15 protein-coding genes are annotated in these 14,560 nt (G+C 58.2%); 9 read left to right on the forward strand and 6 right to left on the reverse strand.

Going from position 1 to position 14,560, the window contains the following annotated elements; genetic code table 11:
• A partial coding sequence (locus GRPL_RS08130) for a helix-turn-helix domain-containing protein (protein ID WP_155274638.1) occupies positions 1 to 192 on the reverse strand: 192 nt, incomplete at its 3' end.
• A gap of 104 nt (positions 193 to 296) precedes the next feature.
• Here GRPL_RS08130 and GRPL_RS08125 point away from each other — a divergent pair.
• Both GRPL_RS08125 and GRPL_RS08120 read left to right on the forward strand, forming a co-directional pair.
• Positions 297 to 611 (forward strand): carboxymuconolactone decarboxylase family protein, encoded by a 315-nt coding sequence (locus GRPL_RS08125; protein WP_032696258.1) that lies wholly within the window; start codon positions 297 to 299, stop codon positions 609 to 611.
• A 10-nt stretch (positions 612 to 621) separates the two neighbouring features.
• Positions 622 to 1,032: a tautomerase family protein gene (locus tag GRPL_RS08120; RefSeq protein ID WP_032699933.1), complete on the forward strand. Its 411-nt coding sequence runs from the start codon at positions 622 to 624 to the stop codon at positions 1,030 to 1,032.
• Positions 1,033 to 1,172: 140 nt separating this feature from the next.
• Here the strand turns inward: GRPL_RS08120 and nhoA are convergent, their stop codons facing one another.
• The 4 genes from nhoA to GRPL_RS08100 form a co-directional block, all read right to left on the reverse strand.
• The gene (nhoA, locus tag GRPL_RS08115) at positions 1,173 to 2,018 is read right to left on the reverse strand and encodes an N-hydroxyarylamine O-acetyltransferase (RefSeq protein WP_032699935.1); all 846 of its coding nucleotides are present in this window, start codon (positions 2,016 to 2,018) and stop codon (positions 1,173 to 1,175) included.
• A 76-nt stretch (positions 2,019 to 2,094) separates the two neighbouring features.
• Positions 2,095 to 3,750: an ABC transporter permease gene (locus tag GRPL_RS08110; RefSeq protein ID WP_032699937.1), complete on the reverse strand. Its 1,656-nt coding sequence runs from the start codon at positions 3,748 to 3,750 to the stop codon at positions 2,095 to 2,097.
• A gap of 155 nt (positions 3,751 to 3,905) precedes the next feature.
• Positions 3,906 to 4,874 (reverse strand): ABC transporter substrate-binding protein, encoded by a 969-nt coding sequence (locus GRPL_RS08105; protein ID WP_032699939.1) that lies wholly within the window; start codon positions 4,872 to 4,874, stop codon positions 3,906 to 3,908.
• Complete coding sequence (locus GRPL_RS08100) at positions 4,871 to 5,575, reverse strand: ABC transporter ATP-binding protein (protein WP_162180098.1); 705 nt, start codon at positions 5,573 to 5,575, stop codon at positions 4,871 to 4,873. Before GRPL_RS08100 ends, GRPL_RS08105 begins: the two co-directional genes overlap by 4 nt.
• Before the next feature lie 211 nt (positions 5,576 to 5,786).
• On the opposite strand from GRPL_RS08100, the gene GRPL_RS08095 reads away from it, so the two are divergent.
• From GRPL_RS08095 to GRPL_RS08080, 4 genes are all read left to right on the forward strand, one after another.
• On the forward strand, positions 5,787 to 6,368 hold the full coding sequence (locus GRPL_RS08095; RefSeq protein ID WP_004861659.1) for a flavin reductase family protein: 582 nt from the start codon (positions 5,787 to 5,789) through the stop codon (positions 6,366 to 6,368).
• Between the two features lie 344 nt (positions 6,369 to 6,712).
• A complete protein-coding gene (locus GRPL_RS08090; protein ID WP_032699942.1) occupies positions 6,713 to 7,222 on the forward strand; it encodes a MarR family winged helix-turn-helix transcriptional regulator in 510 nt (169 codons plus the stop codon).
• The gene (locus tag GRPL_RS08085; protein ID WP_032699944.1) at positions 7,212 to 7,988 is read left to right on the forward strand and encodes a DNA alkylation repair protein; all 777 of its coding nucleotides are present in this window, start codon (positions 7,212 to 7,214) and stop codon (positions 7,986 to 7,988) included. Before GRPL_RS08090 ends, GRPL_RS08085 begins: the two co-directional genes overlap by 11 nt.
• Positions 7,989 to 8,120: 132 nt before the next feature.
• Complete coding sequence (locus tag GRPL_RS08080; RefSeq protein WP_032699946.1) at positions 8,121 to 8,639, forward strand: ClbS/DfsB family four-helix bundle protein; 519 nt, start codon at positions 8,121 to 8,123, stop codon at positions 8,637 to 8,639.
• 8 nt (positions 8,640 to 8,647) lie between these two features.
• On the opposite strand, the gene GRPL_RS08075 is transcribed toward GRPL_RS08080, so the two are convergent.
• Positions 8,648 to 9,469 carry a helix-turn-helix domain-containing protein gene (locus tag GRPL_RS08075; protein WP_004861650.1) on the reverse strand — a complete coding sequence of 274 codons (822 nt, stop codon included), beginning with the start codon at positions 9,467 to 9,469 and terminating at the stop codon, positions 8,648 to 8,650.
• Between the two features lie 205 nt (positions 9,470 to 9,674).
• Between GRPL_RS08075 and GRPL_RS08070 the strand changes: the two genes are divergently transcribed.
• Genes GRPL_RS08070 through GRPL_RS08060 form a run of 3 tightly spaced genes read left to right on the forward strand, consistent with a single transcriptional unit; the run spans position 9,675 to position 14,303 of the window.
• Entirely contained in the window at positions 9,675 to 11,246 is a 1,572-nt protein-coding gene (locus tag GRPL_RS08070; protein ID WP_032699947.1) for an alpha-L-rhamnosidase-related protein, read from the forward strand.
• A gap of 25 nt (positions 11,247 to 11,271) precedes the next feature.
• A complete protein-coding gene (locus GRPL_RS08065; RefSeq protein ID WP_032699948.1) occupies positions 11,272 to 12,654 on the forward strand; it encodes an MFS transporter in 1,383 nt (460 codons plus the stop codon).
• A 44-nt stretch (positions 12,655 to 12,698) separates the two neighbouring features.
• On the forward strand, positions 12,699 to 14,303 hold the full coding sequence (locus tag GRPL_RS08060; protein WP_032699950.1) for a carbohydrate porin: 1,605 nt from the start codon (positions 12,699 to 12,701) through the stop codon (positions 14,301 to 14,303).
• Positions 14,304 to 14,560 lie beyond the last annotated feature (257 nt).

Genomic DNA, 14,560 nt, shown 5'->3' on the forward strand with positions numbered 1-14,560 from the left:
CAACGCCAGATGACGCCCGGCCTTTTGTACCAGCGCCGTGCCGCTCTGCTGCTCAAGCTTTTTAAGCAGAGCGCTGATCGCCGACGTTGAACGCCCCAGGCGTTCGGCGGCAAGGGCAAAACTGCCCAGTTCCATGCCGGTCACGAAAGCGCGCAGCGCATCGGCATCAAAGGTCAGTGGTCGTCTGTTCATCATTAATCATCCCGCTTTTCAGGATTGTTGATCACAAATTATATGATTATCGAAACCATCATAACCGGATATCGTCTCCGTGACATCCACCTATGAGGTTGCAAATGGACAAAGTTAATCTGACCCGGGAAAACCTGGCGGCGCTGGCGCCAAAGCTGGCATCACTGAGTGAAGAGGTTCTGTTTGGCGATATCTGGCAGCGCCCGGCGCTGTCACCGCGCGACAGAAGTCTCATCACTCTCAGCGCGCTGGTCGCCATGTATCGCCCTGAACAGCTTGCCTGGCACCTGAAATTGGCCCGCAAAAACGGCGTAACGGAGAGCGAAATCACGGAGCTTTTTACCCACCTGTCGTTTTACGCCGGATGGCCAGCGGCGGTTTCGGCGCTCAATGTGTTTAGCCAGCTCGATTCCGAATGAGGGGACGCTTATGCCCATGACCCGCATCGCCATTTCTGCGCAGCATTTCGAGAAATGGCACGTTCAAATCTCCAGGGATTTGCAGCAGGCGCTTGAAGAGCATTTTTCGGTACCGCCTGGCGACTGTTTTCAGCTTTTTGACTGCTACAGCCCACAACAGCGCGTGTTTGACCCTGACTATCTCTGCGGCGCAGAGGGCAGCCGCAGCGACGATTATCTGCTGTTTCAGATAACGGCTGGCAAAGCGCGCAGCCCTCATCAGAAACAGGCTTTTTATCAAAATTTAGTCGCCAGACTGGAACGTTCGTTGGGGATCGGCCCGCAGAATATCATGGTGGTCATTGGATTTACCGGGCCGGAGGACTGGTCGTTCGGCAGCGGCAAAATATTCAGCTTAACGGATATTCCTGCGCCGCGGTGACCCACGCGAGGATAACGGAGGCGGAGACCTGCCAGGGGCCGGAAGCAGACTGTCGTCCCGGCGGCCGTGCGGGTCTACCGATGCGATACAGGCGGTCCGCCTGCACGGCCGACCGCCTCTCTGCCTGGACGGAGCAACCCTTACTTCCCCGCCTCCGGGTGGGTATCAAACGCCGCCATGACCGCTGCGAGCTCGCCTTCCGTAAAGCCATATCTGGCATCATCGACGCCAATACCGAAGCGGGTTTGCAGCGCTTCATACAGCGCCGGAACATCCGGTAAATCAATCTTCTCGACCACATGGGCGTTATCCCAATGGGTGAAGTGGAAGTTGGTTAAAGTCATTTTCCCGCCGTCCGGTAAATGACGGCACATCAGCAGATGGTGGCGGAAATGCGACTGCGGCCAGTGCGCCGACCAAAAATTCCCCATGACATAGTCAGCGGCATACTGGCGCCCGAGGTCGAAAACGTACATCGACTGCCAGTGGCCGTGATGGCTGTACTGCAACGTCCACTCATCCCCTTCGCAAATCAGTCGGTAGACACCGTGCGGGGTTGACTGTTCCGCATCCGCCAGCAGCCGGACAGGCGCGGTCAGGGTCTGGCCGCCGAAGCCGACATCGGCAATCCAGCGCTCACCGTCGACCTCGATCAACAGCAGACGATGGGTTCGCGGCGGCATCTGCGCCGGATTGGCCAGCACTACGCGCCCCAGCAGACTACGGACGTGAAAACCCAGCTCGCGAAGTACCCGCTCCAGCAGCCCATTTTGCTCAAAGCAGTAACCGCCGCGACGGCCATGAATCAGCTTCTCTTCCAGCGTTCGATCGTCAAGATGGATCTCTCTGGGCAGCAGGACATCCAGATTTTCAAACGGGATCGCGCCATTGTGGTGAATATGCAGTTCGCGCAAGGTGTTAAGCGATACATCAGGGGTTCCCGTCCAGCCCAGACGAGAAAAATAAGCGCTTAAAAATCGACTCATCAATGCCTCCAGCAATCGGTGTCCGACATTTATAGCCTGGTTTTCCCCGCCGATTGCATATTTTGTGCGGTCACCATTAACCGCGCGTGCTGCGTTGCATCAGGGCCAGCGCGCCGAGCATCAGCGCCAGGCCGCTCAACAGCGTCAGCGAAGCCATGGCCATCCCCTGGCCGATTGACCCCTGCTCAAACTGACGCCAGATAAATACCGCCACGGTTTGCGTCCCCGCCGGCGCCAGCAGCAGCGACGTCACCAGTTCGCGCGAAGCGACGGCAAACACCATCAGCATCGCCGCCAGCAGCGCCGGAAAGACCAGCGGCAGCACAATCAGCCGCAGCGCCCGCAGCGGCGATGCGCCGTGGACCCGCGCCGCCGGTTCGAGATTACTCCCCAGCTGGCGCAGGGCGCTGCCAACATAGCGCACCGGCCACGGCAGCAGCAGACAACAGTATGACAATAGCAACATCCATCCGCTGTTATAGGGCGAAACCGGCCAGAACGGCTGGTTCCACAGCAGAATCAACCCGACGCCCACGACAACCCCGGGCAGCGCCGCCGGCATCAGCGACAGCGCATCGACGATGCCACGGCCTTTGATTTTCTGCACCAGCACCAGCCACGCGACAATCAGCCCCACCAGGCCGACGATCAGCGCCGACGCCAGCGCCAGAGAAAGGCTGGTGCCCAGAGCCGACAGCGCATCCCCCTGGCTGGCAAACAGCGCGGCAAAATGGCGGAAGGTAAAATTATCGGCATGAATGCCGCCTGATAAGGTCCCCATCAGGCCGGTCAGGACCATTGCCGCCCCCGGCAGCACCACCGCGATGCCTCCGATGCCCAGCATCAGTAGAACAGCGGGCAACGCCAGCCACCCCAGTTCCGCCCCGCTATTTTCCCCCGGCTTACCGGTCACGCTGGTGACCTCAGTATCCCCCACCAACCGCTTTTGCAGCCACCAGGCCAGCAGCGCAATCCCAATCAGCAGCAGCGACAGCAGCGACGCGCCGGGCAGATCGATGGGCCAGTCGGCCAGCTTTTTCTCAATACCGACGGTAAGCATCACCAGTCCGGCCCGCGATCCCAACGCCGCCGGGACGCCAAACTCCTCAATCGCCAGGGTAAACGCCAGCAGCATCCCCGCCGCCAGCGCCGGGGAAAGCATCGGCAGCGTAATATGCCAGAAGGCTCGCCAGGCGCTGGCGCCATGAACACGCGCGACAATCGCCAGCCGCTGACCGCTCGCCAGCAGGCTGCGGGAAACGGCAAAATAGACCACCGGGAAGATATTAAAGGTCATCACCAGCACGATCCCGCCGCGGCTGAACAGCAGATCGTTCAGATCCCAACCGGTTAACTGTTGCAGATAGCCGTTGCTTTGCAGCACCAGCATCCACGACAGCGCCGCGATATACGGCGGCGTGAGGAACGGGATCAGGAACAGCAGATCCCACAGGCGCGGCAGCGGAACATTAAACAGGCCGCGCAGCACCCCCAGCGGCAGGCCGATAACCACGCTCATCAGCGCGACGCCGCTGGCCACCCACAGGGTACCGCCGAGCATCGGCAGGAGCTGAGGATCGGCTAACAGCATCGGTACGCCCGTCAGCGCCCCGCTCAGAGAACCGGCGCTAAAATGAGGGAAAATGGCCTGCAAGACGATGAATAAAAGCGGTAACGCCACCAGCACCAGTAGCACCGTCAGGGTGACGCTGGAAATCAGTTTCTGTTTCACGGTAGAGTCCTGGATACGATCTTACCCGGCTCGCGCTGCGCTTAGCCGGGCTACAGGTTCACAGCCGTCTGCGGTCCAGTAGCCCGGACAGGCGCGCCAGCGCCGCCTCCGGGAAATGTGCCCGAGCAAACTTTCGCAACCCGGGAAAAGTTGGCTTACTGGGCGAAAAGCGTATTAAAGCGGGAAAGCACCGCGCTGCGTTCGCTGCTGCCATCGCCGGTGGTCGGCAGAATTTTCAGTTCATTAAGCAGCGGGCGTTTAGCCGGGATATCGCTACGCGCGGGCATCAGCCACGCGCCGGCGACCAGCGCCTGGCCTTCCGGCGACAGGACATAGTCGACGAAGGCTTTGGCATCGTCAGCATGCGCCGTGGTTTTGAGGATCATCATCGGCCGCGGGGCAATCACCGTACCGCTGGCGGGGAAAATCACCTTCAGGGACTCCCCCTGGTCGATATTACCGTAAGAGACATAGTCCACCGCGCCGAACACCGCCGCTTTCGCCCCCTGCATCACCGGCGTCACCGCCTGAGCGTTCGGCCCGCTGACCACCATACCGTTCTTTTTCAGATCGTCGAACAATGCCCAGGCCTTGTCGCCCATGCCATTTTGTAACCCGATCAGCAAATCCAGCGATGCGCCGGAGAGCGCCGGATCTGGCGTGGTGACCTTATCTTTAAACGCCGCTTCGGTCAGGTCGCGCCACTCTTTCGGCTCCGGGGTTCCGCTTTTGCTGTTCCAGACGATCCCCAGTGCGGATATCCCCTGCGCAACATAATCCGCAGATTTCAGGTTCGCCGGGACCTTATCGGCATTGGCGCTTTCGTACGGCAGCAGCCAGCCGCGTTGATGCAAATCTTCCGCGGTATCCCAGGAGGCGGAGATCAGCACATCCGCCTGCGGATTGGCCTGCTCCGCGTCGAGACGCGCCATCACCTTACCGGTTGTGGCCTGGAAAATATTGACCTTCACCCCGGTTTTCTTTTCATAGCCGCTGGCGAGACTTTTCGCCAGCGAACCCGGCCCGGCGGTATATACGGTCAGCGCGTGGGCGCTGGACATCATGGTGGCAGACAACAACATCGCGAGCACAGCTCCTTTCTTAACGGTCATAACGGTTTTCATGCGAGTTCCCCGGAGGATGAAGTGATGGTGCGAACGGCGGCAACAGTGCCGGCAGATAAATGAACAATTCGGTCGGCCAACAGCTCGGCTTCGCGGCGTTCGTGAGTCACATACACCGCGGTGATCCCCAGCTGACGCAGCAGACGGCTCATCTCAACGCACAGCGATTCGCGCAGTTCGCTATCGAGGTTGGAGAGCGGTTCGTCAAACAACAGCACGCGCGGTTCGGCAACAATGGCGCGAGCCAACGCGACGCGCTGCTGCTGACCGCCGGAAAGGCCGGAGGGCTTCCTATCGGCAAAGCCGTTGAGGCCAACCATCGCCAGCGCGTCATTCACCCGCTGTTGTCGTGCAGCGCGCGCTACGCCGCGCATACGCAGAGGAAAGGCGATATTCTGCGCCGCCGTCATATGCGGCCACAGGGCGTAGTCCTGAAAAACCATGCCGATGTCGCGCTGCTCCGGCGCCATCCCCCAGCCGGGTTTCGCCACCAGACGATCGCCAAAGCGTATCTCGCCTGCTGCCGGGACGCTGAGACCCGCCAACAGACGCAACAGGGTACTTTTGCCGCAGCCCGATGGCCCCAGCAGCGCCACGATGCTGCCAGCATCGATATGCAGGTCTATTTGATTCAGTACGGTATGAGTGCCGAAGGCGAATGAAACGCCGTCGAGTTTGATGCCGGTAAGCGCACGCATTATCGCCCTCCCCGCCGGGAAAGCGTTGCTCCGCCCGCCGTCAACAGCCGACGGGCCGCACTCACCTGTGATAAAGACAGGAGAGCTAACATATTGTTATCCTCTTTGGGATTTAGTGGTGCCGACTATAGGCAGCCTGTATGACGTATTGATTACAATTTCATTGCGGATTAACGTGTTGTCTGGCACCAGACCCATTTACCAAGGAACGCTTATGAGCCGTTTTCGCCACGTGGAACTCCAGTACGCCAGTCGCCTGCTCAATCATGGCCCGACCATTCTGATAACCAGTTACGATGCCGCATCTCAGCGCCGTAACGTCATGGCCGCTGCGTGGTCGATGCCGGTGGAGTTTGCCCCACCCCGGCTCGCCATCGTGGTGGATAAAAGTGCCTGGACAAGGGAGATCATTGAGCGCAACGGGACCTTCGGCATCGTGGTCCCCGGCGTAGAAGCTGCCAGCTGGACCTACGCGGTCGGCAGCATCAGCGGACGCGATGAGGATAAATTTAACGCTTACGGCATTCCCGTTGTGCAGGGGCCGGAACTGGGATTACCGCTGATTGAAGAGAAGTGTCTGGCGTGGATGGAGTGCCGACTGCTGCCGCCAACGGCAGCGCAGGAGCAGTACGATACGCTGTTTGGCGAGGTGGTTTCCGCCGCCGCCGATGAGCGCGCTTTCGTCACCGGACGCTGGCAATTCGACGACGATAAGATCAATACGCTGCATCATCTCGGCACCGGCAACTTTGTCGCCAGCGGCCGACATGTGCGGGCCAATACCCCGGAAGAATAAACCCCATTCGTCGACACAGGCAGGATTTACCGACCTGCCTGACTTGCTGACTGCATATGCGTTTCAGGGCATTACCCGGCGGCGCTTCGCTTACACAGGCCTACACGATCGGCGCATGACATCAACTCCCTCGCCAGTCTGGGCCTTTCGCTATCACATCCGCAACTACCTGTAGGCCGGGTAAGGCGTCAGCCGCCACCCGGCAAAATGTCGGCACGCTCTCGCGGCAGGTTTGCCATCACTCTCTACGTTTTATGCTGATGTTCACAAAACGCGCGTTTACATTTGATTGTCTGTGAACCCACCCATATAGTTAGGCGCCATACTATGTTTCAGAGGCCGCTATGGAGCTTGAACAGAAATATCTTTCACTATTGCAGGAGGCCCGGCGTCTTCAGCTTGCCGGTGTCGATAGGATCCGTCTCTGTTTTCAGACCCTCTCACTGGCCGCTGCGATTGATCGCGATTGCGCGATGCTACTGGCGCCATGGGGATTATCCGAGGGGCGCTTCGTACTGTTGTTTTTACTCGATGGCGCGCCTGACGGTCTGGCCCCCAACGTACTGGCGGAAAAAGCCGGCGTCACCCGGGCAACCATTACCGGATTACTTAACGGTCTCGAACGCGACCGGCTGATTGAACGCCACGCTGACCCCCTTGATGGCCGAGCCATGCGTATTGCATTAACCTCTGAGGGTAAGCAACTTATCGCCCGCGTTTTTGCCCAACATAGCCGCTGGATAGCCAGTTTGTTCAGCCCTCTCTCGGCGCAAGAACGCACCCAGCTATCTGAACTGCTGGCGAAAGTTGCCGCCGGTGCCCTGGCGGGAAAAGGAGATACCCATGCCGGTTGAACAACAACGTAAAGGCGCAACCCGCGTCGCGGATATCCCTGACGACATTTTGCACCGGCTTTCGCGGGGAGAGTTGCCAGGCGCCAACCTGACGGAAATCCTGGCCATCGATCAGGCCGTTCTGCTGCGCTCAGTCTTTCCAGAACTGTCGCCGGTTTCCCACCAGGCCGCTGAGGAATTGGCTGCGCAAGGTATTGTTAAACGAATGGCGGGTATGGCTCGTCTGTTGCTGAGCGAACTCGGGGAGAGTGGATTCGACCGCTGTGCGGCTCATTCGTCGGATACCGTGCGCGGCTGGGCCTGTTTTATGCTCGGCGCCGCGCCGGATTTAACGCTCGAGGCGCGCTTACACGCTATCTATCCCCTGGCCAACGATAGTCATTTTGGTGTTCGCGAGTGGGCGTGGCTGGCGCTGCGTCCGCATCTGGCGCACGATCTGGATCTTACTATCGCCCTGCTCACCCCCTGGACCTGTTGCGCGTCGCAATACATTCGCCGTTTTGCCTGCGAGTCCCTGCGCCCACGCGGCGTCTGGTGCGCGCATATCGCTGAGTTGAAACAACAGCCCCAACGCGCGCTGACAATCCTTTCCCCACTGCGTGCTGACCCGTCGAGATATGTCCAGGATTCTGTGGCCAACTGGCTGAACGACGCGGGTAAAGAGAGAGCGGAGTGGGTACAGTCGCTCTGCGCGCAATGGCTGGCCGACAACCCTTCCCCTGCCACCTTGCGTATTTGCCAGCGCGCGAGGCGAAATTTAACCTGAGGAGCGACGCAGGCGCCCTGCCCGGGCGATAAACGCCGCCGATTGTCGAGCACAGTCGCCCGCGCAGATGCCCGATATCCCACTGCGGAAACATACCGTATAACCGAATTATTCCACCGTAAGGAACTCGCTATGAGCGTACCGCAAACCCAGGCGCAACTCCTGCAAGCCATCAATAAAAACTACGATAAACTAGCCGGCTATCTGACGCATGTTCCCCCGGAGATGACGGTGCAAAAGACCCTTCCTGGTCATGCACAGAGCACCGAAATGAGCGTTCGCGATCTGGTCTGTTATCTGCTGGGGTGGAACGAACTGGTTCTCAAATGGCTGGCTCGCGATGAAGCGCAGCAGCCCATCGACTTCCCGGAAACCGGTTTTCAATGGAACCAGCTTGGGCTGCTGGCGCAAAAGTTCTACCTCGATTACCCCGCGCAGGACTACCCGGCTCTGCTCGATTCTCTGCATCAGGCTAAACGGCGGCTTATCGCCTGCATCGAAGCCCAGGACAATGATTCGCTTTACGGTCGGCCGTGGTATGGGAAATGGACTCTGGGGCGGATGATTTCACTCAACACCTCGTCGCCTTATGCCAACGCCAGCGCCCGCCTGCGCAAGTGGGCGAAGGCACAAAATGTCGCCTTGAAATAGTGGCTCCCTCAGCGCAGCAAACGACGCCTGTCTTCGCTGGGGGTCACCCCAAAAACCTTTTTGTACAGGGTCGTGAAGTGGTTACTGTTGGCAAATCCACACAAGTAAGCCACATCGGTAATCGTCATATCTGTTTCCCGGAGCTTTACTCGCGCTGAGACTAAACGCAGGCGTTTTAAATAATTATCTGGCGTCATCCCGGTGGCTTCTTTTATATGGCGAAAAGCAGTACGTGACGTCAGATGAAATTTTTCGGCCAGCTGTTGCCAGTTATGGTCTTCAAAACAGTGCTCCTGTAACCAGGTCAGCAGCTTATGCAGTTTATATTTGGTATTGCTGTATTCAGCTTCGGTTTCCGCATACATTATGGTCGTGACCAGCTGGAAAAAAGCGGCTTCCCGCAGCGCCCTGTTTTCCCCCCGCTGGCCATCCGCTGAAAATATTTTCCCCACCAGTTCCTTGCAGATATGGCGGGCATCTGGCGCCAGCCAGCCGTAGCAGGAGGCCTGCCGGGAAGAGAAGGTCTGCAATAGCGAATCGAGATGCTGTAAATAATGAAATTCAACCTCGGGGTTAATCAATACATTAATTAATTTCAGTGTTCCAAGCTCATCATAATAATGTACATCCCCAGGTTGAACATAAAAAACGTCGCCCTGCTGAATATATAATGGCCGGCCGTTAATAATATGTAAGCCGTGCCCCTCGTCCACTATCACCAGTTCAGCAAACTCGTGACTGTGTTCATGACTGTTATCTTCCGGATCGCTAGCGTACATCCCTAGCTTATCCTGCGGATCGGCGAAATAATACTCAACGGTTAATATCATCGTTAACAATATCCAAAACGGCATTCGGGCAGTGGCACGATAATGCATTTTACTGACTGCCACGAACAAGATTTATAGAATTGTGATCGTCAACCGGCCCACCCCACTATCAGTGCCATTTTCACAACGGGATTGGCATTGCCAGAGTGGTTGTTGCGGGCGGCGACGTCTTATGCTGCGTGAAAATCAATTCAGAGGACGCAGTATGTCACAGGCCATTCAACACAACGCGCAGGTCGCGATGACCCGCCACCCGTATTTTTTACGTACTGCCGAAACGCTCAGACCCGTGCTGCACAGCCAGTCACGCCAGCCGATTGCGGTGATACAAGCCCATGCCGACCCCGAGGCCCTGTTCGGCTGGCGCGGGGATGAAGTAGGCACCTTAGCGGACTTTTCCCGGCGTGAACTGACCAGCGGTGACAGTGCGATCATCGATTTCGGCAGCCACATCGTCGGCTATCTGCATTTCACCTGTCTGAGCGCCGGCAGCCCCCCCGACGCCCCGGCCCATTTGCAATTGACCTTCGGCGAAACCCTGTGCGAAGTGTGCGAACCCTTCAGCGATTATCAGGGCTGGCTCAGCAGCAGCTGGTTGCAACAGCAGGATCTGTGGCTTGATGTGTTGCCCGCCGCCATCGACCTGCCACGCCGCTACTGCTTTCGCTACCTGAAAGTGGAGGTTAAGGCGGTGTCGGAGAAATTCCGCCTGCGTCTCAACCAGATCCAGGTCAATGCCGTGACGTCAGCAACGCAAACCTGCCCACCGGCAGTGACCACCGATCCGCAGCTTCAGGCTATTGACCGGGTTGCCGTCCTGACCCTGAAGAACTGTATGCAGGAGGTGTTTGAAGATGGTCCGAAACGTGACCGCCGCCTGTGGCTCGGGGATTTACGCCTGCAGGCGTTGGTCAATGATGTCACCTTCGCGCACCACGATCTGGTCCGCCGCTGTCTGTACCTGTTTGCCGGTCATACCCGGGAAGACGGGATGGTGTCAGCCAACGTTTTCGTCCAGCCGGACGTGCTGGCTGACGATACCTTTCTCTTTGATTACTCTCTCTTTTTTGCCGACATTCTCTATAACTATCTGCACAGTACCGAAGATGACAAAACCGCTCGCGAACTCTGGCCGACGGCGCGTCGACAAATCGACCTCGCCCTGGCCCGCTGCGAAGCGTCTGGCCTGGTGCGCGATAGCGATGACTGGTGGGTCTTTATCGACTGGCAGGCATCATTGAATAAACAAGCCGCGGCTCAGGGCGTGCTGATCTATTGCCTGCGCCGCGCCATCCGGCTGGCCGAGCGCTTTGAGCCTGAGCGAGTGCCGGACTACCGCGCCCGTTTGCAGCAGCTCTGCGCGGCGGTGCAGGAGAGACTGTGGGATGAGAAGCAGGGATTTTACGTCAGCGGCGCACAGCGCCAGGTCTCCTGGGCCTCGCAGATCTGGCTGGTGTTGGCGGAAGTCGGTAGCGCCGGGCAGCGTCGGGAGATCATGCATAACCTGCGACGCCATCCGCCGGCCATCGCCATGAATACCCCCTATTTGCGCCATCACTATATCGCCGCCCTGCTGCAGTGCGGGCTCCGTGAAGAAGCCATTGCCGAAATCAAGGCCTACTGGGGCGCGATGATCAACTACGGCGCCGATACCTTCTGGGAAATTTTTGACCCGGCGGATCCTGAGTTTTCCCCTTATGGCAGCAAACTGATCAACAGCTATTGCCATGCGTGGAGCTGTACCCCGGCCTGGTTTATTCGCCAGTACGGACTTTAACAACAACAATAAGCGAGTGCATTTTATGGCAGAAACATTCTTTACCCGATGGCGGCAGCGCATTGGCTATGGCATCGCCGACCTCTCCTGCAACCTCGTGTGGCAGATGATCTCTTTATATCTGATGTTCTTTTATACCGATGTGATGGGCCTTCCCGCCTACTATGTCGGCCTGATGTTCCTCGTCACCCGTCTGGTTGATGGCGTCGCTGACGTACTGATGGGGCTGGTGATCGATAATACCGCCACCCGCTGGGGGCGCTGCCGTCCGTACCTGCTGATTGGCGCAGTACCCTTCGGTGTGCTCTGTATTCTGGCCTTCTACGTGCCCGATTTTGGCACCACCGGTAAGCTGCTCTACGCCTTTGTGACCTACCTGTGTCTGTCGTTTCTCTACACCCTGGTCAATATTCCATTTTGCGCGATGCTACCGTTTCTGACCAACGACTCGCGGGAGCGCACCACGCTATCGGCGGTGCGTATTCTGCTGGGCTCACTTGGGGCAACGATTGTCGCGGTCGCTACCCTACCGCTGGTCGGGGCGCTGGGCAACGGTAGCCAGGCCGATGGTTTCTTCTATACCGCGGTGGTTTTCGGCGTGATTGCCACCTTCTTCCTGCTGGTGAGCTTCCGTAACGTCAAAGAGAACATCCGTATCACCGAAGAACGGATGACCTTAAAACGTGCGTGGGTCAGCCTGCGCGCCAATCGTCCCTGGTTGGTCTTCGCGGTGAACATTTTCCTGATGTGGGGCGCGTTCTTCTTCCAGACCGGGGCGCTGGTCTATTTCTTCCACTACTACGTTGGCAATAACGATCTGACGGCGATCGTTGCCGGGATCTCCACGTTTGTCCCGCTGCTGGGCACTCTCACCGTTCCGCTGCTCGCCAGCCGGATGAAAAAGCGCCACGTTTATCTGTGGGCGAGCGCGATTAACCTCATGGGTATGGGCATGATGATGGCGGCCGGCGCTAACAGCTGGGGGCTGATTGCCGGGGCGGTGGTACTGTCCCTCGGCGCCGGTCAGCGAACGGCCATTTACTTCTCCATGCAGGCGGATCCCGTGGATTACGGCGTGTGGAAAACCGGTATCAATACGGCGGGGATTTTAACCTCCATCAACGGTTTTTTGGGGAAAGTGGCGATGGCCGGCGCGGGTGCGATCACCGGCGTACTGCTCTCTTCCGGCGGCTATATCGCGAACCAGGTACAAAGCGACAGCGCAATGTTGGCGATTAAAGCCTGTTATCTCTACATCCCGGCGCTGCTGATCGTTGCCTCAATGCTGTGGATCGGGCGCTTCTATCGCCTTGACGACCATTACGAACAGATTCGCGCCGACCTCGATGCAGGCCGCCGCGCGCCGCCCGACCCGTCGGTGGCTTCAGGAGAAAAACACGCCATCTAAGGCGCCCCTGCACCGTTCTACCTCTGGAATAAATAAGGATTGATATGCGCATCTCTGTGATAAGCGCAGCGGTTTGCTGCGCCCTTTTTTCGGCCTTCGCCGCCGATGCCACGCCGCTTTCTGTCAAACAAAGGCTGGCGCAGCTGGAGGCTCGCCTGAACCATGCCGAACGTGAGGCGGGAGAAGCAAACCGCCGGGTGCAACAGGCGGAACAACGGACCACCGCCGCCGAGCAACGTGCGGCGGCAGCGGAAAAACAGATACAGACCCTCAGCCAAAGAACCGCGGTGGCCGAACAAAAACAGCAGGCGACCGACAAGCAGCTGGCGAAGAGCAGCCTAAGCGACGGGTTTGAGTTCAATGCCTATGCCCGCGCCGGGATGCTGGTTGACAGCCACGGCAAAGGCGCACGCGGTGGCCCGGGTATCTCTCCGGCCAGTTCGCTCAACGGTGATGCCCACGTTGGCCGTCTTGGCAATGAAAAGGATAACTACGTCGAGCTTAGCTTTGGCAAGAAGATGACCTTCAGCGACGGGTCGTGGGCACGCTTCAAAACGATGCTGGCCGATGGTGCGACCAACCCGGACCCGTGGGTACAGGATAACGACAGCCATCATCTGAACGTGCGCCAGCTGTACGTCGAGATGGGAAACTTCGCCGACTTCTCCGGACCGTTTAAGAACGCGTCGATCTGGGCGGGTAAACGCTTTGACCGCGATAACTTTGATATCCACTTTACCGACAGCGATATCATGTTCCTTGGCGGCACCGGCGGCGGGATCTACGACGTCAACTGGGGCAACAGCCTGCGCGGCGATTATTCGCTCTATGCGCGTAATTTTGGCGACCTGGGAAGCGATAACTACACAGATAACGACATTCAGAACCTGATGTTCACGGCAAACCACTTCTGGCAAAAATGGCAGCTGATGACCACCGCGATGACCGCTCAGGGCAATGATTCGCTGAAAGATAATACCTCCACCACCGGCAGCTACGCTCTGCGCAGCGACAATACGGCGAAAAATGGCTATTACGCGATGCTCGCGTATCACGACAAAGAGCGGTTCTACGGTCTGGCACCGGGAGTATCGGAAAGTGCTCTGCAGTACGGCAGCGGACTGGGCGCCGAGGCGCGGCAGCCCGGTAGCGATGGCGACCTCACCGAGAACGCCAAATCGTTACGTTTTGCCTCGTACGGCATTTTACCGCTGGGGAAAAACTGGCAGTTGGCGCCATCGGTGATTGCCCAGCATAGTGAAAACCGCTACCGCGACGGCGACCGCTACGACTGGGCGACCTTCAACCTGCGCGTCTCGCAGTCGTTGACCCGTAACTTCGCTCTGCTGTACGAGGCGTCATGGCAGTATATGGACCTGAACCCAAACGGGCGCAGCTACCGTTATAACGACAATCTGTACCAGTATCAGGCGGTGAGCGGCGATTTCTATAAGCTGACCTTTGCGCCGACGTTTAAGGTCGGCGATGTGTTTGATATCAAGGCTCGCCCGGAAATTCGGTTCTTCGTGACGTGGATGAACTGGGACAAAGCGCTGGATCACTACGCCATCAACGATGATTTTGGCAGCAAAGGCTTTACCGCCGGGGGTAACTGGAACTTCGGCATCCAGTCGGAGATTTGGTTCTAATCGGCAAAACCGTGGCCGCTGCTGGGGATGATGGTCTGCAAAAAACAGGTCGCCCAGCCCCTGCACAGCAACACCCGGGCGACAACATCCGCCCCTTTTAAAACCGTACTCCGTGACAACAGACCGCCACGGCGACGGGCCTGGCAGCGGCCTGAGGGCAGCTTTCCCGGACAGGGGCGACAGCATCTGTCCGGAAAAGGTTCGCGACTACATGCTGTAACCCGGCTTCTTAATCAGCCTCTCCATCTGCGGGGCGA

The sequence above is a fragment of the Klebsiella planticola ATCC 33531 genome (assembly GCF_000735435.1).
Classification (GTDB): Bacteria; Pseudomonadota; Gammaproteobacteria; order Enterobacterales; family Enterobacteriaceae; genus Klebsiella; species Klebsiella planticola.